Origin of the sequence: Prosthecobacter sp., assembly GCF_014879935.1 — a bacterium.
Classification (GTDB): Bacteria; Verrucomicrobiota; Verrucomicrobiia; order Verrucomicrobiales; family Verrucomicrobiaceae; genus Prosthecobacter.
This window is the reverse complement of record NZ_JACSRD010000157.1, coordinates 36,681-55,137: the sequence shown is the minus strand read 5'-3', so window position 1 is coordinate 55,137 and position 18,457 is coordinate 36,681. Positions and strand designations below refer to the sequence as shown.

Genomic DNA, 18,457 nt, shown 5'->3' with positions numbered 1-18,457 from the left:
CCGCGCCTTGAATTGCTCCAGCGTGGCGATGGCATCATCGGCGATCGTGTAATCGGTGAAATCGGCCGCGGGCCGCGATGAGGCCGCGTAGGTGCGGTTGTAGCTCTCGCCCTTGGCTTTGGAGCGCGGTTGGTCATCGGGATCGTTCGCCGTTTTGGCCTCGACGAGGATTTCGTTGTCCTTGTGCAGCGCGGAGCCGAACTCGACATCAAGCTTAGCGGCGCAAGGCGCTGCTGACGCACCTTGAAATGGACACGTGGTTCATCTGCTGTTATGCGCCGCTTCTATGTCTGCTGTGCTGGTGCGCCGGAGATGCGTGGGGCCATCTGTGGCCTGGGGCTCCGGCGTTCGCGCGATGGCTGGCGGCGGCGCAACTGCTGGCAGGCGTTCTCGATCTGGTGGAGAACCACGGTCTGCGTCAGATCGTCGTCACCAACACCATCCAAACAGGCACATTGATGATCGCCGGGGCGGCTTCGCGGCTTAAATGGGCCATCGTGCTGCTCGGCATGTGCTGGCTGGTGATCGGGCTCGTCCTGGCCGTCATTCATCGCGCTCGGACGAATCGCGGTCGTGCCAGCGCATAATCCGCTCGCGGAGTTGCATCGGCTCCACATCATCGGCCCATGTTCGGCTATCTCCCGGGTCCTGCGATGTGTTGTGAAAAAGCCGGTGCCCTTTACCGCGCGCACTTCTGCGGCCTGGGCACCGGTCTGCATCGTGATTACGGTGCCTGGGGCCGCTGGCTGGTGAATCGCGACAGCACCTTCCTCGCGTTGCTGGGCTCGGCTTTGACCGGTGATCCGCCCTCATTCGAGCGCACGACGTGCTGCAATCGTTTCGCCACTCCACGCGATCTCGTGGCAGACAGTCCGGTGCTGCAATACGCCGCTGCCATCACGATCTGCGGCCTCAGCGCCAAGATTGATGACGATGTGCAAGACGAACGCGGCTGGCGGCGGCTGGCCGCGAACGTCGGAGGGCGGCTGGCCGATGGATCGATCTCAAGGGCTCTCGGGCTGCTCCACGCGTGGCGCTTTCCTGTGAAGGAGGTGCGTGGCTGGGTGGCAGGGCAAAATGACATCGAAGGCAGCTCCCGTGATCTTCAGGCCTGTTCACGGCCGACGAGCGCCGCCTATGGCGAGATCGTCGGCCATCTGGCAGAGGTTTGTGCCGTGCCGCAGTCCCGGGCTGCTTTGAGCGAGCTTGGCGAAAGCCTCGGCTTTCTCATTTACGCCCACGATGCCTGGGATGACTGGTACCGTGACCGGAAGCGCGGCCAGTTCAATCCGCTGCATGCCTTTCCAGACATCAATGGCCGGCGTGAGGCCGTGTTGCCGATGTTGGAGGCCGCATTGCAGCGGCTGCGGGCCGCCTTTCTTCAGCTTCCGCTGCGCAGGCACCGCGATCTGCTCAATTCAGTCCTTATCGAAGGGGCGGAGCAGCGGGTGAGGCAGGTGTCCGGCAGTGGCAAAGGCAAGGCCACGCGACGCCAGCACCCGCAGTCTCCTCTGGAGCGCACGGAACGGCAGCGCGACCGCTGCTGTGATCGATGCGATTGCTGCGACTGCGACTGCAGCGGGTGCTGCGACATCTTCCGCTGCTGCAAACCCGGCCGTGGCGGCGGATCGATGTGCGACTGCAATCCCTGCGACGGCGACGGCATCGAATGCTGCGGCTGTGACTGCTCGTAATCTCAAACCACCGCGGCCACCCTGGCGGTGACGCCGGGACGCAAGGCGATCGACTCACCCTCACGTCTGCCGACGAGCTTCTGTCCCAACGGTGACGCAGGCGTGATGACCACGACCTCCTGGCGCTCATGCACGATCTCCGTGCCGCCGGCGAACGGGCCGAGGAAATAGTGCGCCAGCTCTTCCGGCGTTTCCAAAGTCACCAGCGCTCCCACAGTGACCGCCGCGCCTGGCTCCAACGCATTGCCTGACATGGCGGCAAAGGCCTGGACGGCTTCGCGAAGCTCCGCCACGCGTTTCGCCTGACCACGAGCGACATACGAGGCCTCCAGGGTGCGCGTGTCGTATTTGTTCTCCGCTTTGCTGTCTGGATCGGTGGCTGCTGCAAACGAATCATGTGCCGCCCGCGTCAGCGAGGCGAGCTCGGCATTCAGCACGGCGCGAAACTGGTCGAGGACGGCTTGTTTGGTCACGAAAAGAGGATGGCTGGCCGAGGATGTCGCATTCTCATTCACTTCCCTGCGTTCTTGAACACTTCGGGATGGTCGAGCAGCACTTTCTTCACACGCTCGACCTGGTCGAAGGGGCATTCGCCGATCCAGGTGGAGTTCTCAATGACCGCACGGCCGCCGATGGTTCCGGCGATGATGAGAGCGGTGAGAATGGCGCCGAGCATGTCGGGATGCGTGCCGTCATCGGAGTAAAGCGGCAGCGCCGGGTAGGTGTCGGCCACGAGCCACCAGAAATCCCCGACGGGGCTGACGAGAATGCTGGCCCCTGGATGCTTTTCCCGGGCAGCCTGCGCGGCACGGGCATTGGCGAGCCGGATGCGCGTGTGCGCCTCGGCCGGAGTCCTGCCGGTGCTCAGAGCCTCACGCGATTGCTCTTTCCACAGCCTCGCATGCCGTGCCCAGACCTGGAAATCGACGATGAGCATCTTCGGGTTCGCCTCCAGGGCCAGCGCCACGAGCTTGGTGAAACCCTCGTTCATCATCTGCCGCGCTTCCTCATTCACGGCGGCGACAGAAGACAGGATGCTCTGCTCCTGCACCACGAGCACATCCCAGGGCCTGCCATCGTCGGCGCCCTGCTTCAGCAGCTTCAGCGCATCCGGATCGGCGGCGTGTTGCGCCAGCCGGTAGCTGCTCTGCAAGTAGCTGCCGATGTGCGGCGCGAGAACCTGGGACGAAAGCAGCACCTCCCCCACCATGGCGGGAACGCTGTGGCCTGCCGTGTAGCTGTTCCCGAGGAACAGGATGCGCACGTGTGGCAGACCGCCTTCCTCAGCGGCCACGCGGCAGCCGAAACCGGCCAGAGCGGCGGTCATCACGCGGCGGCGGGACCATGAAGTGCCGGAGTCCGTGTTCATGGCTTGCACAGCTTGTCCGCCAGCGCCTCCGCCTTGGTGTTTCCTTCTTTCGCCGCGACATGGCCGACGACTCGCGTCTTCTCCTTGTCGAGCTTGATCACGATCAGCGTCTCCAGGATCGACTGCTTCTCATCGTCGCTGGAGGAGGCCATGCGGAAGATGACCGCATAAGGCACAAACGCATCGCCCCGGCGGAATCCACGCCATTGCACGACGTGGTTGGCCTTCGCCGGGAACTGGCCGGGGCAGGCGGTGAGGGTGTCGTTCATCAGGTCGGTCTTCCGGCCGTCGTAAACGAGGTTGATCCAGCTCCGCAGGTCGCCGCCTTCGTGGATCACCTGATAGCCGCCGAGTCCGGGGCACAGGTGCCTGAAGTGGTCGATCTCCGGCTCTTTCTCCAGCGACGAATCCTCCAGGATCTTCACCTTCTTCGGGTCCGTGGTGGTGAATTCGGATGCTGGTCGTGGTTCAGCCGCCGGAACGACGGCGATGCCAAGGAGGAGCGAGGCGAGAAGGATAAGCGGCTTCATGACCAATCAGGATGAGACTATTTCAGCGATGCATCGGCCGCGCCATCGCTTTGACGGTACAAACTCGTCGGAATGAGCATCTGCGGCGGCAACTCCTCGCCTTTTGAGTGCCGGATGAAAGCGCGAACGACCTCGACGCCCATCTTTTCGGGAAACTGGATGGGATCGGCGTAAATCTTGCCGTCCTTGATGGCCTGCTTGCCCTCCGGCTGGCCGTCAAAGCCAATGATGACGACCTTGTCGGCCTTCCCGGCTTTTTCGAGCGCTCCACGAGCGCCGAGCGCGGAGGGATCATTGATGGCAAAGATGCCGACGAGATCGGGATGCGCCTGCAGCATGTCTTCCGCCGCCTTGTAGCCCTTGTCCTTCGCGCCGCCGCCGTCGAGTTCGCTGACGATCTCGATCTTTAGTGTTGCCGTCGCGTTGTGCGCGTCGATCACCTCCTTGAATCCCTTCACGCGCAGGATGCAGGACTCGACGGCCTTCAGATCGAGCACACCGATCTTGCCACCCTGGCCTTTGAGCGCCTCGATCATCGCTTTGCCGGCCTCCTTGCCGCCGCCGAAGTTGTCCGTGGCCACCTGCGTCACGATCTTCACGCCGGGCTCGTTGCACGGCACATCGACGGTGAAGACGGGAATGCCTGCTGCGTTTGCCTCCTGGATAACCGGCACGATCGCCTTCGAATCCGCCGGGCTCAGCACGATCGCAGCGGCCTTTTTCACAATGAAATCCTTCACCTGGTTGCTCTGGCGGGCCACATCGTTGTCCGCGCTGACCACGAGCGTGTCATAACCACTCTTCGCCGCCTCGGCGGTGATGTTGTCGCCGATCACTTTGAAGAACGGGTTCTGCAGGGTGAGCAGTGACACGCCAATGGCGCCTTTGGCGGCAGGTTTGTCGGATGTCTTGCCGCACGCTGCGATCAGGGCGGTGCCGAGGAGGAGGAAATGACGAAGTTTCATCACCGGCATGCTAGCACAAGGGCAGCCGGTGAGCGCAAGCCGCCAGTTCGGAGAATGCGGAGACAAGCCCGGTGGAGGAGGGCGCCGCATGGCATCACACCAGGTCGGCCCGGGTGAAGGCGGCGACGACGGGGTAGCCGGCGCTTTCGATGGCGTCGCGGCCGCCTTCGTCGCGATCGACGAGGATGAGGGCGAAGGCGACCTTGCCGCCTTCCTGCTCGATGGCTTCGATGGCCTTCAACGTGGAACCGCCCGTGGTGATGACGTCATCGACGACGACGACGGGCTGCCCGGCGATGAAGTTGCCCTCGATGCGCTTGCCGCGGCCGTGGCCTTTCGGCTCCTTGCGCACGACAAAGGCCTGCACAGGCGGTGTGTCACCCGCCATGCTGGAACTCATGGCCACGGCCAGCGTGATGGGGTCCGCACCCATGGTCAAACCGCCGAGGGAGCCGATGCTGAGGCCGCGTTTCGCCTCTTCCTTCCGCAGCAGGTCATGCAGCACACGGCCGACGAGCACCGCGCCTCGCGAATCGAGCGTGGTGACGCGGCAATCGACATAGAGATCGCTCTCCTTGCCGGAGGCGAGGGTGAATTTGCCCGTCTTCACGGACTTCGATTTCAAAATCTGGCGGAGTTCTTCGCGGTCTTGCTGGAGGGACATGGGATCGGGGATGAGGGATAAGTGATGCGGGATCAAGCAGCGTCGGCTTCGGTGGACTCGGTGGGTTCTTCTGCGACGGATTCGGTTTCCGCAGGCTCGGAGGGCTCGGATTCCTCGCTGTCGGATGAAACCTCGGCTTCTGCCGGGGTCTCCGGAGCTGGTTCGTCGGTGGATTCGGCTGCTGGTTCGCCTTCGGGCTTCGGTTCTTCGGCCGGGACGACGCCATCGACGGTCAAGGTGACGCCCACGGCTTTCGCGGCTTCGACGGCGGGACCGCCGAAGGCGAGGATGGTGGCGACTTCCTCCTGAATCTGGGCGACTTCGTCGAGACGCAGCTCGGGATCTCGCACGATGAAGATCTCGCCGGTCTTTTTGTTCTCGTAGAAGAGCATCTTCGCGCCATCGACTTCCTTCTCGGCGGTCTGCACGATCTGGCGCTTCCGCTCCAGCATGAGGGCGAGGATGTAACGGGCGTTTTCCGTCATCGGATCGCCTTCCTCAATGAAACGCTGCAGCAGTTCCTGCGCACTTGCCTTGGGAGCGATTTCGGGCTTCGCCTCGGCGATGACTTTTTGATAAATGGTCCGCCAGGAAGCGACCGGCTTGCGGTCCTGAACCTCCTGTTTCCACGCCTCGGCGCAGACATCACGGCGAACGTAGCCGTTTTCCCCGGGATCGAAGTAGATCGCGGTGTGGAAGCTCTCGCCATCCTCAAAGGGACGGCCGGTGAGGGCACACTCGTGAGCGCGGCTGCGGATGGACCAGTTTTGCTGCATCTAAGTGTCTATGAGTTCCAGGCGGGAAGTTTCAAGCGTCAAGTTCACGCCATGCCGGAGGCTGCGGCGGCATCGCTGCGGTTGCGTGGACGCTGGATGCTCGCAGGCGCCTTTTTGAACAGGGATTTGAGGGTCGGCAGGTCGCGGTTGGCTGAGCGGTAACGGAAAAGCATCCAGCCGAAGGCACCGAAGAGCACATGAGGCATCCAGACCGTGAGCCAGGGCGGAAGGTGCCCGCCTTTGCCGAGGTTCAGGAAGAGATTCCCGACGAACATGAAGATGAAGAAGATGAAGACACTGCCCGCGATGCCGCCGACGGCGCCGCGACGCGAGTAAGCGACCCCCAGCGGCGCGGCGACGAGTACGAGAGCCACCATCTGCCACGGCAGGGCAAAACGATGCCACAGGTGCGTGCGGAAGGGGGCGAGCTTGTCGTCCGCGGCCTTCGGATGCGCATGGAGGTAGGACACCAGCTCCGGCACGCTCATGAAATCGGCCCGCAGGGCGTAACTGACGATGCCCCAGGGCGTTTCCTCGATCTCCGGCGCCTCAAGCACCTTCTGCCCGTCTGCGAGGGCCGGAAACGGGCGCATCGCGACGACGCTGCCCTTTTCATAGATCATCTCCTGGCCGTCGAAGAACCGCCATCCGCCACCCGGCGACCAGGAGGCCGAAGGCGCGAGGATGGTGCGCGCCGGGCTGCCATCCGCGTTTTCCTCACGCACCTGCACGCCGTGCATGCGCTCATGGCCGCCACGCAGGGAAAAGGGGAAGGTGGCGGCATACCAGGTGCGGCGTGTCTGCTCGTTCCGGAACATGATGGCCGAGGCCATGATGGAGTCCTTTCCCTTCTCGCTCAGGGCGCGGACGATGGCCTTGCGATTGCCCTCGGCACGTGGCGCCCAGTAGTAGTTCGCCGCCATGCTCAGCACGGAGACATAAAGAGTGCAGAGAAAGATCGGGCGCAGCACCTGGGCAAGGCTGCGGCCGAAGCCGAGCATGGAGATGAGCTCGTTGGCGCGTGACATGCGCGTGAGGGCATACAGCACAGCCAGAAGCAGGGCCACTGGCATGATGGTGACGTAGATGTAGGGCAGCAGCGCCACGTAGAAGCCGAGCAGATCGCCAAAGCTGGTCTTCGCCTGCTGGAAGTCCTTCAGGTTGTCGAGCAGGTCCATGATGATCCACAGCGAGCAGAAGGCGACGAAGCAGAAGATCAGCGGATGGAGGAAGGTGCGCAGCGTGTAGTTCTCCAGAATCGGCGTTTTGCGATAGTACTGAAGCGCCAAGGGCAAGGAACCCACGGCGACGGCGATGAAGACGAGCTTGAAGGCAAACGCGACCGGCGCGGGCGGCTCGCCCATCTCCGTCATGTGCGAATGAGCGATGTAATCGACCAGCTCGCTAGTGATCGCCCACAGAGCGACGGATACTGAGGCGATGCTGACCGGCGCCATCAGGCGGGTGAGATTCCCCCACCGCCGCCAGATCACGATCAGCAGCAACGGCACGCCGATGGAGACCCACAGATTGAGGTAAGGCAGGATGCGTGCGAGCACCACGATGCTCCCCGGTACCGCCATCTGCGCCATCTGCGCCTGCTGGATGGCCGCCCCGGCCACATCATCCGGATGGGTGTGATGCCAGCCGAAAAACATGGCGACCGCCAGGACCAGGAGGCCGAGCACAAACAAACTGCGCCCCACATAGGGGAGTTCGCGCGCCTTTTGCCAGGCCTGGTTCAATCGTGACAGCCACTGCTTCATGCCGGGGGAGAACGGCGAGAGTCGGCCAGAGGGCCGGAGGCGTCAAGGCTGCGCGCCCCTGCGGAGTCAAATCACCGCCGGGCGGCCACCGGCACGAAAAAGCCCGGAGTTTTGCGGCTCCGGGCTTCTTGAAATCGGACTGGTTCGCGGGACAGGCTCAGTTCACCTCAAGGCAGACGCCTTCGACCGTGCTGCGGGCGAAGATTTTGCCGTTGGCGAGGATCGGATAGCTCCAGACCTTGCCGTCGAGCACGTCCTTGCGGGCGACTTCCTTGTACTTCTCCGGATTGGCCTCGGCGACGACGATTTCGCCCTTGTCACTGGTGGCGACGACCTTGTCGCCGACGAGGATGACCTGGCCGGGGCCAAAGCCTTCTTCCTTCCACATGTCCTTGCCCGTGCGGATGTCCACGCAGGCGAGCGGGCCTTTGCCGTATTCCTTGAAGCTGAACATGCCGTAGAGGTAGCCGTCCTTCACGACGGGGGTGCTCCAGTGGTTGAAGCATTCGTTTTCACGACGCCAGATCTGCTCGGCGGAGAGTTTGCTGCCTTTTTTGCTGAGCTTGAAGGCACCGGCGCCCACGCCGTAGCCGGCGCTGCAATACACGATGTCTTCGAACACGACTGGCGAGGCGGCGGTGCTGACCTTGTAGGGGAAGTCGGCACGCCAGAGCACGTCGCCGTCCTTTGGATTCACGCCGACGAGACCTTTCTGGGTGAAAAAGACCGCCTGGTGAACGCCAAGGATGTCCGCCAGGATCGGCGTGGCGTGGGTCATCTTGTCGTCCTCGCCTTTCCACAGGACTTTGCCGGTGTTTTTGTTCAAGCCGATGAGCGCCTGGCCTTCCCCGCCGCCGGCGAGCATGAGCACATCGCCATCGATGAGCGGGGAGGCTGCATTGTGCCATTTGATCTGCACACCGGCGTTGTCCTTCATGACATCGTGATTCCACACCTGGCTGCCGGATTCCGCGTCGAAGCAGAAGACGCTGAGCATGGAGTCGATGACATAGACCTTGCCGCCGTTGATCACGGGCGTGCTGCGGGAGCCGTCGCCGCCTTTGTTGTCAGGGGTGCCGGCGTCGCCGCCGCCATCGTATTTGGCGATGACACTCAGCGGCTTGCTCCAGAGCTGCTTGCCTGTCTTTTCATCAAGGCAGAGGAGCATCTCGCCCGTATTGCCATCGCTCTCCCCGGTGACGAGCGTGTAAGCCTTGCCACCTGCGACGGCAAAGCTGCTGAAACCGAGGTTGGTGGGTGATTTCCAGACTTCCTTGAGGCTCCATTTGGCGCCGGAAAGGGCGGGAACGGTGCCATCGCCCGCCGGGCCGCGGAACTTGGCCCAATCGGAGGATTCAGCGGAAAAGGCGGCCGTGGCGAGCGCCAGACCGAGTGCGGTGGTGAGGTGGGTGCGTGTCATGATGAAGGAAAACGGGAACGGTTGATCGTGGCGGCTCTTTCCTGCCTGCGGAACACGCAGACCAAACGGCAAACTGACGTTCTGCGGGTTTCCGTGTCTTCCGTAGGCTGAAAGGAATGTCACTCCACCGGGCGGCGGGAGCGCGGCTCGCGGGCGACGGTGTCGTGCGTGCCGGCGCTGGTGACGAAGGGGCCGTCGGCCATCGGGGCGACTTTGGTGAAGCCCACTTCAGGCATGTCGCTGGGCTTGCCTTCGAGCGGGAAGTCCTTCCGCAGCGGGAAGAAGGGATAGCCTTCCCACATCAGGATGCGGCGCAGATCCGGGTGGCCGCTGAATTTGATGCCCATCATGTCGTACACCTCGCGCTCATGCCAGTCGGCGGTCGGCCAGAGGTCGCTGACGGTGGGGACTTCCACATCCTCGGCCACGGCGGCCCGCACGCGAAGGTGCTGGTGGTGCCCGTAACCGTAGATCTCATACACCATCTCAAAACGTGGCTCCTTGCCCATGTAGTCGAGGCTGGAGACATCCACGAGGTAGTCGAAGGCCAGTTCGTCGCGGCAGTATTTCAGCAGCGGCTTCGCGCTTTCGAGCGTGACGACGAGCGTCTGCTCGCCGCGGAATTCCTTCGTTTCGAGCACGGCGGAGCCGAATTTCTGCTTCAAGGCTTCAACCATCTGGGCGGCGTTCATGGCGTCGAAAAATTAAGCGGTGAGTTCGGCGATCAGCTCCTTCTTCTGCTCAACAAAAGAATGCTCGGTTTCGATCTTGTGCTGGAGGCGCATCAGGCCCTCGAGCAGCGCCTCGGGGCGCGGAGGGCAGCCGGAGATGTAAACGTCCACCGGGATGAGCTGGTCGATGCCCTGGAGCACGGCGTAGCTGCGATACATCCCGCCGCTGCTGGCGCAGGCGCCCATGGCGATGCACCACTTCGGCGCGGGCATCTGATCCCAGATGCGCTTCACGGCGAGGGCCATCTTGTAGGTCACGGTGCCAGCCACGATCATGACGTCGGCTTGGCGGGGGGAAAAGCGCATCACCTCGGCGCCAAAGCGGCTCAAATCGTAGCGGCTGCACGCGGCGGCCATCATTTCGATCGCGCAGCAGGCCAGGCCCATCGGCATCGGCCACATGGAGTTCTTGCGCATCCAGTTGATGGCGGCGTCGAGCTTCGTGAAAATGACATTGCCCTCGACCTTCGAGTCGTAGGCGGCGAGGGTGGCGTCTGCAGGGGCTACCATGGGCGTGAGGGGATTTGGGCAGCGAGAATTACGCCCCGTGCGAAGGAGCGGCAATCAGATTGTGAATCTTTTCACAAAGTCTCGCCAAGCGGAAATGGCTCGTTGGAGCTTGCCCGGGAAGTCTTGGTTCGGCTCGAAACACGCGCTGTGGCACAAACTGCTTCGAATCAGCCCAAAGTGCCAAGTGACAGCCCAATTGTGCCATTTGCTGGCACTTTGGGCGGTTTCTGGGGCCGTTGGCACTTTGGCGTATGGGTCCATCAAAACGCTGCATCCCTTGCGAATCAATGACTCCAGCCTCCAAGAACCCACTTGGCACGGCTCTAGCCATGGAAAGGCCACCAAATCCCTCAGTTCAACCTTTCCCCCCAAACCAACCATCATGAGCAAAATCCTCGGCATTGACCTCGGCACCACGAACTCCTGCATGGCCGTCCTCGAAGGCGGCAAGGCCGTGGTCCTCGAAAATTCGGAAGGCGCACGCACCACGCCCTCCGTCGTCGCATTCACGAAGAGCGGCGAGCGTGTCGTCGGTCAGGCCGCGAAGCGCCAGGCCGTCACGAACCCGCGCAACACCGTCTTCTCCGTGAAGCGCCTCATGGGCCGCAAGTTCGCGGAACTCACCGAGGCGGACAAGCGCATGCCTTACAAGATCGTTCCCGCCAGCAATGGCGACGCGCATGTGCAGGTCGAAGTCGGCGGCGAGACGAAGACCTACTCCCCGCAGGAAGTCAGCGCGATGATCCTCTCGAAGCTGAAGGCTGACGCCGAGGCGAAGCTGGGTGAAACGATCACCGAGGCCGTCATCACCGTGCCGGCCTACTTCAACGACAGCCAGCGCAACGCCACGAAGGCCGCGGGCGAGATCGCCGGCCTGAACGTGCGCCGCATCATCAATGAGCCCACCGCGGCTTCGTTGGCCTACGGCCTGGAGTCGAAGAGCGATGAAAAGATCGCCGTGTATGACCTCGGCGGCGGCACCTTTGACATCAGCGTGCTCGAAATCGGCGACGGCGTCTTCGAAGTGCTCGCCACGGACGGCGACACGCATCTCGGCGGCGACGACTGGGACAACACGCTCATCACCTGGATCGTGAACGAGTTCAAATCCGACAGCGGCATCGACCTCAGCGGCCAGCCGGACGCTCTTCAGCGCATCAAAGAAGAGGCGGAGAAGGCGAAGATCGCCCTCAGCTCGAGCCAGAGCTACGACATCAATCTGCCCTTCATCACCGCCGACGCCACCGGGCCGAAGCACATCATGAAGACGCTCACGCGGGCGAAGATGGAGCAGCTCTGCGACAGTCTCTTTGAGCGCACCATGAAGCCCGTGCGTGATTGCCTCGCCGCGGCCAAACTGGACGCATCGAAGATCGACGAGCTCGTTCTCGTCGGCGGCATGACCCGCATGCCAAAGGTCGTCGAGACCGCGAAGAAGCTCGCTGGCAAAGATCCGCATCAGGGCGTGAACCCGGACGAAGTCGTCGCCATCGGCGCAGCCATCCAGGGCGGCGTTTTGAAGGGCGATGTGAAGGACGTGCTCCTGCTCGACGTGACGCCGCTCACGCTCGCCATCGAGACCGCCGGCGGCGTCGCCACGCCGATGATCGCCCGCAACACGACCATCCCGAAGAAGCACTCACAAATCTTCTCCACCTACGCCGATCAGCAGCCTGGCGTCGAAATCGTCGTCCTCCAGGGCGAGCGTCCAATGTCCCGCGACAACAAAACGCTCGGCACCTTCAAGCTCGACGGCATCCCGCCGATGCCGCGCGGCGTGCCGCAGATCGAGGTCACCTTTGACATCGACGCGAACGGCATCCTCCACGTCTCCGCGAAGGAAAAAACCACCGGCAAGGAGCAGAAAATCTCCATCCAGGGCAGCTCCGGCCTCAGCCAGGACGAAATCGAGAAGGCCAAGCGCGATGCCGAGGAGCACGCCGAGGAAGACCGCAAGCGCAAGGAAGGCGTCGAGGTCAAGAACAAGGCCGACAGCCTCAGCTACGAGATCGAGAAGACCCTGAAGGAGTGGGAAGGCAAGGTCCCCGCCGAGCAGCTCACGCCTATCAAGGACAAGCTCGCCACGCTGAAGTCCGCCATCGAAGCCAACGACACCGACGCGATGAAGTCGCAGACCGAAGAGATCGAAAAACTCTTCGCCGCTGCTTATCAGGCCGCTGCCGCCGCAGGAGCCGGAGCCCCCGGTGGCATGCCCGACATGGGCGCCGCCGGCCCCGATGTCGCCTCCGCCGAGCCGAAGAGCCAAGACAAAGGCAAGGTCGTCGATGCCGACTTCGAAGTCGTGGACAAGGACAAGTAACCCTCGCGCCATTCAGGAGCGCCGATGCTGTCGGCGCTCCATTTTCTCCACTGCATGATCACCAATGTGACGCTCTGATTCCCGATGAGTTTGGAAGCCCTCAAGGAACTGTCTGCACTCGATGGGGAGGCCAAAAGGCTTCTCCATCGATACGACGAGTTGCTGCTGGAGCGCCGGAGGCGCTACCTGTCGCAGATCGTCGAGTGCTTCGCAGGTCTGACTGAGGCGGAGGGTTTCCGCATCAAGCGTGATCCGATGGGAGTCAGCGCCCGTTTGTCCGACACGGAGCTGGCCATCAGCGGCACCGATCCTTCCCACATCCTCGTCGAAGCGCAGGCGAAGTACGTCATCACCTGCTCTCTCGCGGCGAACCGGGCCTATGGCATCCTGCTTTGCCGCCAGCCGTTGGTGGAGTTCACCAACCAGAGTTCCGACACCAACGACCAGATCACGAACAAGAAACTGGAGATCGAATACCTGCAGTCGCTCATCGCCAACCAGAGCAACGACCAGTGGTATGTGATCGGCCGTCTGGAGACCATGGGGGACAGTCTCACCATGGTCGGCGTGCAGCCCCAGTTCGAGTCCTTCCAAACCTTCGAGCAGGCGATCCGCACCGCCTTGCGCGAAATTTCCAACGCCGCCATCGCCCCCCGCGCCGCATGAAGACAAACACGCTCCTCATCGTCGCAGCTCTGGCGCTCGCCTCCTGCGGCAAAAAAGCCACGGAACCTGCCAAAGCAGCCGAAACACCGGCCAAGCCGGCCGCCACCGTGTCGGACACACGCATCGAGGCCGAGATCACGAATGCTCTGACCGGCACGGCCCCGGCGCCAGCCAGCGCAGGCGATCTCCAACGCGAAGCCGACGACATCATCGAGAAGTATCCCGGCAAAACCGCCGCCGACCTCCTCAACGTGCCGGAGGTGAACACGAAACTGCGCAACCTCCTCGGCAAACTCGCCCAGGACAAGGCGCTGCAGCAGCGCATCAATGGCAGCGTGGATCTGGCGGCGCAGGTGAAAGGCCTGGAAGGCGCGGCGCGGCTCGATCTCGACATCAAAGGCTACGACAAGGCCCGCACCAGCCGGATGCTCCAGGCGACGCTTTCCGAAGACCCGCAGCAACTCGTCGCCTTCCTCGTCGGTGAGATCGGGGAGGCGACTCCCGACATCAGTTACGGGGGCCTCGAACGCGCCCCGAACGGCGTCGCCATCCTTTCCAATCCGGCCGCTCCCGCCGCCACCGCAACGAAGGCAGATCAGCCTGATTGACCGGCGGCGGAATGACGAAACCAGAAACCAGAATGACGAACGAAGCCCCAATGACGAAAACCGAACCACTTATGAAGCCCATCGAGCGCACACCATTCGTGCTTCCGGCTTCGACATTCATCCGACATTCGTCATTCGGATTTCGTCATTCCCCGCTCCGCAACCTCCCCGACTCCCTTTTCATCTAGCACCCCTTTCCGCCCGGCCAGCCGCCACACCCAACCTTGTGTGACAGCAGGCCGGGCAGACAACCCGAAACCAAACCAGAACCACAACCCTCAAAGCATAAAGCAGACCAACTATGGCTAACACCATCACACCGCTCGGCCGTCGCGTCCTCGTGAAGCGTTCCTCCAGCGAAGAAAAGACCGCTGGCGGCATCTTCCTCCCCGACACCGCCAAGGAAAAACCCCAGGAAGCTGAAGTTCTCGCCCTCGGCACCGGCAAGGATGACGAAGGCAAGGACGTCAGCACCCTCTTCACCGTGAAGAAGGGCGACAAGGTCCTCATCTCCAAGTACGGCGGCACCGAAGTCAAGGTGGCCGGCGACGACCTCCTCATCATCAACGAGACCGACATCCTCGGCATCATTGGCTAATCCCCCCCACCAGAACCCCTAACTCAGCACACACCCAGATATGGCTAAACAACTCAACTTTGACGAAAACGCCCGTCAGGCGCTGCTCCGCGGCGTCACCAAGCTCGCCAAGGCCGTGAAGGCCACGCTCGGCCCTTCCGGCCGCAACGTCATCCTCGAGAAGAAATTCGGCTCCCCCACGATCACCAAGGACGGTGTCACCGTGGCCAAGGAAATCGAACTTCCTGATCCCTATGAAAACATGGGCGCCCAGCTCATCAAGGAAGTCTCCTCCAAGACCTCCGACATCGCTGGCGACGGTACCACCACCGCCACCGTGCTTGCCGAAGCCATCTACAGCGAAGGCCTCCGCAACGTCACCGCTGGTGCGAACCCGACCTCCCTGCAGCGCGGCATCCTGAAGGCCACTGAGGCCATCGTTGCCAAGCTGAAGGAAATCTCCACCCCGGTGAAGGACAGCAAGGACGTGGCCCAGGTCGCCACCGTCTCCGCCAACTGGGACGCCAGCATCGGCAACATCATCGCCGAGGCCATGGACAAGGTCGGCAAGGAAGGCACCATCACCGTCGAAGAAGCCAAGAGCATCGAAACGACCCTCGAAGTCGTGGAAGGCATGCAGTTCGACAAGGGCTACCTCTCCCCCTACTTCGTCACCAATCCGGAGACGATGGAGTGCAACCTCGAGAACGCCTACATCCTCATCAACGAGAAGAAGGTCAGCAACCTCAAGGACATGCTGCCCCTGCTTGAGAAGGTCGCCCGCTCCGGCAAGCCCCTCCTCATCATCGCGGAAGACGTCGAAGGTGAAGCCCTTGCCACCCTCGTGGTGAACAAGCTGCGCGGCACCCTCAACATCGTCGCCGTCAAGGCCCCTGGCTTCGGCGACCGCCGCAAGGCCATGCTCGAAGACATCGCCATCCTCACCGGCGGCCGTTGCATCACCGAAGACCTCGGCATCAAGCTTGAGAACATCGAGCTTTCCGACCTCGGCCGTGCCAAGCGCATCACCATCGGCAAGGAAAACACCGTCATCGTCGAGGGCGAAGGCTCCTCCGACGCCATCGCCGGACGCGTTTCCCAGATCAAGAACCAGATCGCCGAAACCACCAGCGATTACGACCGTGAGAAGCTCCAGGAGCGCCTTGCGAAGCTCGCCGGCGGCGTGGCCGTCATCAACGTCGGTGCTGCCACCGAAACGGAGATGAAGGAAAAGAAAGCCCGCGTCGAAGACGCCCTGCACGCCACCCGTGCGGCCGTGGAAGAAGGCATCGTCCCTGGCGGTGGTGTCGCTCTCATCCGTGCCACCGCAGCCCTGGGCGACCTGGGTCTGACTGGCGACGAAGCCACCGGCGCTGACATCGTGAAGCGTGCCATCGAAGCTCCTCTCCGCCAGCTGGCTGCCAACGCCGGCGTCGAAGGCGCCCTCGTGGTGTCCCAGGTGAAGAAGGGCAAGGGCAACGAAGGTTACAACGTGGCCACCGGCGAATACACCGACCTCATCAAGGCCGGCGTCGTTGACCCCGCCAAGGTGACCCGCAGCGCCCTCCAGCACGCCGCTTCCATCTCCGGTCTCCTGCTGACCACCGAGTGCCTCATCGCCGACATCCCGAAAGAGGAGAAGGCAGACGCCGGCCACAGCCACGACCACGGCGGCATGATGTAATGCCGTAGAACGGGTTTTCGAACTCGTTCCGCCCCTTTTGATCGCGAGGTGACCCAACCCACCTCGCGCTTCAAAACCCAAAACCCCCATTCAGCGGCCCGGAAGCGATTCCGGGCCGCTTTTTTGTGAGCGAGCCGCCTGCGGCGCATCGTTCCACTGCGCCCATGATCCGCCTCATCGCCCTCGTCGTCACTGGCTTCGCGCTTTCCGCTGCTGCGGCTGCCGACAAACCGAACCTCATCTTCATCCTCAGCGACGACCTCGCGCAGGGGGACCTCGGCTGCTACGGCCAGAAGCTCATCCAGACGCCGAATCTCGACCGCATGGCCCAGGAGGGCACGCGCTACCTGCAAGGCTACTGCGGCACGAGCGTCTGCGCTCCCTCACGCTCGACCTTGATGACGGGTTTGCACACCGGTCATTGCCCCATCCGTGCCAACCGCGAAATCCAGCCGGAGGGCCAGAAACCGCTGCCAGCAGGCACCATCACCGTGGCGAAGATCCTCAAAAACGCCGGCTACGTCACGGCCTGCTGCGGAAAATGGGGCATGGGCATGTTCGACACCACCGGCAGCCCGCTGAAGCTCGGTTTCGATCACTTCTTTGGCTACAACTGCCAGCGCCACGCCCACAGCTACTTCCCCGCCTATCTCTATAATGACGACCAGCGCATCGAACTGCCGGGAAACGACGGCAAAGGAGTCGGCAAAACGTATGCGCAGAACCTGATCGCTGACGAGACGCTGAAATTCGTCCGCGCAAACAGGGACCGGCCGTTCTTCCTCTACTATTCCATCACGCTGCCGCACGGCCGCTTCGAGATCGACGATCAGGGCGTGTACAAGGACAAGCCGTGGACGGAAACACAGAAGAATTACGCCGCCATGGTCACCCGGCTCGACACCCATGTCGGCCGCCTGCTTTCGCTGCTCAAGGAGCTCAAAATCGACGAGCAAACCCTCGTCATGCTCGCGGGTGACAACGGCTCGTCCTTCGACCCGAAGTCCGAGGTCGGAAGGCTGTTCGACCAGGCGTCCAACGGCCTGCGCGGCTTCAAACGGGGCCTGTACGAAGGGGCTTTGCGCCAGGCAGCGCTGGCTCGCTGGCCTGGAAAGGTGCCTGCTGGCCGCGTGACCGACGAACCATGGGCGTTCTGGGATTTTCTGCCCACCGCTGCCGAGCTGGTTGGGACCTCGGTTCCCGCGGAGTGCAAAACGGACGGCGTTTCGCTGGTTTCCTTCCTCAAAGGCGGTCCCGCACCGAAGCGCGATCACTTTTACTGGGAGCTGCACGAGGGGACCTCCCTCCAGGCGGTCCGGTTTGGCGACTGGAAGGCAGTGCGCAACGGCCCGGAGGCACCCATTGAGCTGTACGACCTCAAAACCGATGCGGGCGAGGCCCACAACCTCGCGGCGGAGAAGCCGGACCTCGTGGCGAAGGTGGAAGCTCTGATGAAGGCCTCCCGCACGGAAGATCCCGACTGGCCGCTGGTGCAGAAACGGTTGGGGAAGGCGAAAAAGAAGAAGTAGCGGGCGACTTCCACGTCCTTCCAGAAATTTTGAAATTCCACGGCCTTGAGGATGAACAAGGCTTGATATTCTATGGAAATTTTAATAGATTTGGCTCTGCATGAGCTTCCCGTCACTCACCGCCAGCTTTCCCCCGTCCAACGCCCCCGCAGCCCGTTCGGGAGAGCACCTCGCCCAGGAACTGGCCGCCTTGGTGGATGAGATTCAGCGTACCCGGGACTGGTTCAACGCGCAGATTGAGACCCAGCTCAACAGCTTGAGGCAGCTCCGGGCGGCGATGCAGCCGGACGAGCCTGCCTACAACGCCTCGATGGCCACCCTGTTTCAAGCTCCCCAGCCAACACAGGCGGCTTCTTCAACTCCGCCGGCCCAGGCCCTGGCCTTGCCCGCGCCTGTCTCCACGCCGGTCGCTGTCACCCCATTGGTCTCAGAAGTTCCGGCAGCTCCGGTGAACGGCAACGGCGTCAAACATGAGCATGAGGCGGTCGTTCTGCCTCCGACGCACATCACCGCGCTCGATCCTGAGCTGGAGCAAGCGACGCTGCGCGAGCTGAATGACGCGCTTTCCCGGGCGTTTTCGGAGATTTCCGCCCGTGGCGGCATGCTGGGCTGATCTTTGGCAAGATCCACTGCGGATTGATTCTCCGG

The 18,457-nt window shown here is 62.6% G+C and carries 19 protein-coding genes; 9 read left to right on the top strand and 10 right to left on the bottom strand.

The window, feature by feature from the left end:
• Window positions 1-248: 248 nt before the first annotated feature.
• Window positions 249-587 carry a hypothetical protein gene (locus IAE77_RS14985; RefSeq protein ID WP_294227825.1) on the top strand — a complete coding sequence of 113 codons (339 nt, stop codon included), beginning with the start codon at window positions 249-251 and terminating at the stop codon, window positions 585-587.
• A 39-nt stretch (window positions 588-626) separates the two neighbouring features.
• The gene (locus IAE77_RS14980; protein WP_294227823.1) at window positions 627-1,694 is read left to right on the top strand and encodes a DUF5685 family protein; all 1,068 of its coding nucleotides are present in this window, start codon (window positions 627-629) and stop codon (window positions 1,692-1,694) included.
• A gap of 2 nt (window positions 1,695-1,696) precedes the next feature.
• On the opposite strand, the gene IAE77_RS14975 is transcribed toward IAE77_RS14980, so the two are convergent.
• From IAE77_RS14975 to nuoB, 10 genes are all read right to left on the bottom strand, one after another.
• The gene (locus tag IAE77_RS14975; protein ID WP_294227821.1) at window positions 1,697-2,167 is read right to left on the bottom strand and encodes a hypothetical protein; all 471 of its coding nucleotides are present in this window, start codon (window positions 2,165-2,167) and stop codon (window positions 1,697-1,699) included.
• A 38-nt stretch (window positions 2,168-2,205) separates the two neighbouring features.
• Window positions 2,206-3,063, bottom strand: coding sequence for a hypothetical protein (locus IAE77_RS14970; protein WP_294227819.1), 858 nt, complete (start codon window positions 3,061-3,063; stop codon window positions 2,206-2,208).
• Window positions 3,060-3,593 (bottom strand): hypothetical protein, encoded by a 534-nt coding sequence (locus tag IAE77_RS14965; protein WP_294227818.1) that lies wholly within the window; start codon window positions 3,591-3,593, stop codon window positions 3,060-3,062. Before IAE77_RS14965 ends, IAE77_RS14970 begins: the two co-directional genes overlap by 4 nt.
• Window positions 3,594-3,610: 17 nt before the next feature.
• Window positions 3,611-4,558 (bottom strand): substrate-binding domain-containing protein, encoded by a 948-nt coding sequence (locus IAE77_RS14960; protein ID WP_294227817.1) that lies wholly within the window; start codon window positions 4,556-4,558, stop codon window positions 3,611-3,613.
• Window positions 4,559-4,652: 94 nt separating this feature from the next.
• Window positions 4,653-5,222 (bottom strand): orotate phosphoribosyltransferase, encoded by a 570-nt coding sequence (gene pyrE, locus IAE77_RS14955; protein ID WP_294227816.1) that lies wholly within the window; start codon window positions 5,220-5,222, stop codon window positions 4,653-4,655.
• A 32-nt stretch (window positions 5,223-5,254) separates the two neighbouring features.
• Window positions 5,255-5,998 (bottom strand): hypothetical protein, encoded by a 744-nt coding sequence (locus tag IAE77_RS14950; protein WP_294227814.1) that lies wholly within the window; start codon window positions 5,996-5,998, stop codon window positions 5,255-5,257.
• 44 nt (window positions 5,999-6,042) lie between these two features.
• Window positions 6,043-7,764, bottom strand: coding sequence for an LptF/LptG family permease (locus IAE77_RS14945; RefSeq protein ID WP_294227813.1), 1,722 nt, complete (start codon window positions 7,762-7,764; stop codon window positions 6,043-6,045).
• Window positions 7,765-7,921: 157 nt separating this feature from the next.
• Window positions 7,922-9,184, bottom strand: a complete 1,263-nt coding sequence (locus IAE77_RS14940; protein WP_294227811.1) for a PQQ-binding-like beta-propeller repeat protein — start codon at window positions 9,182-9,184, stop codon at window positions 7,922-7,924.
• A 119-nt stretch (window positions 9,185-9,303) separates the two neighbouring features.
• On the bottom strand, window positions 9,304-9,876 hold the full coding sequence (locus tag IAE77_RS14935) for an NADH-quinone oxidoreductase subunit C (protein ID WP_294227810.1): 573 nt from the start codon (window positions 9,874-9,876) through the stop codon (window positions 9,304-9,306).
• Between the two features lie 12 nt (window positions 9,877-9,888).
• Window positions 9,889-10,425: an NADH-quinone oxidoreductase subunit NuoB gene (gene nuoB / locus IAE77_RS14930; protein ID WP_294227808.1), complete on the bottom strand. Its 537-nt coding sequence runs from the start codon at window positions 10,423-10,425 to the stop codon at window positions 9,889-9,891.
• Between the two features lie 382 nt (window positions 10,426-10,807).
• Between nuoB and dnaK the strand changes: the two genes are divergently transcribed.
• The 7 genes from dnaK (at window position 10,808) to IAE77_RS14895 (ending at window position 18,422) form a co-directional block, all read left to right on the top strand.
• A complete protein-coding gene (gene dnaK, locus IAE77_RS14925) occupies window positions 10,808-12,745 on the top strand; it encodes a molecular chaperone DnaK (protein WP_294227806.1) in 1,938 nt (645 codons plus the stop codon).
• Between the two features lie 84 nt (window positions 12,746-12,829).
• A complete protein-coding gene (locus IAE77_RS14920; protein WP_294227804.1) occupies window positions 12,830-13,411 on the top strand; it encodes a hypothetical protein in 582 nt (193 codons plus the stop codon).
• Window positions 13,408-14,019: a hypothetical protein gene (locus IAE77_RS14915; RefSeq protein WP_294227802.1), complete on the top strand. Its 612-nt coding sequence runs from the start codon at window positions 13,408-13,410 to the stop codon at window positions 14,017-14,019. Before IAE77_RS14920 ends, IAE77_RS14915 begins: the two co-directional genes overlap by 4 nt.
• Window positions 14,020-14,320: 301 nt before the next feature.
• Window positions 14,321-14,617, top strand: a complete 297-nt coding sequence (locus IAE77_RS14910; RefSeq protein WP_294227800.1) for a co-chaperone GroES — start codon at window positions 14,321-14,323, stop codon at window positions 14,615-14,617.
• A 40-nt stretch (window positions 14,618-14,657) separates the two neighbouring features.
• Window positions 14,658-16,280 carry a chaperonin GroEL gene (groL, locus tag IAE77_RS14905; RefSeq protein WP_294227799.1) on the top strand — a complete coding sequence of 541 codons (1,623 nt, stop codon included), beginning with the start codon at window positions 14,658-14,660 and terminating at the stop codon, window positions 16,278-16,280.
• A gap of 164 nt (window positions 16,281-16,444) precedes the next feature.
• On the top strand, window positions 16,445-17,809 hold the full coding sequence (locus IAE77_RS14900; protein ID WP_294227798.1) for an arylsulfatase: 1,365 nt from the start codon (window positions 16,445-16,447) through the stop codon (window positions 17,807-17,809).
• A gap of 100 nt (window positions 17,810-17,909) precedes the next feature.
• A complete protein-coding gene (locus IAE77_RS14895; protein ID WP_294227797.1) occupies window positions 17,910-18,422 on the top strand; it encodes a hypothetical protein in 513 nt (170 codons plus the stop codon).
• Window positions 18,423-18,457: the final 35 nt, after the last annotated feature.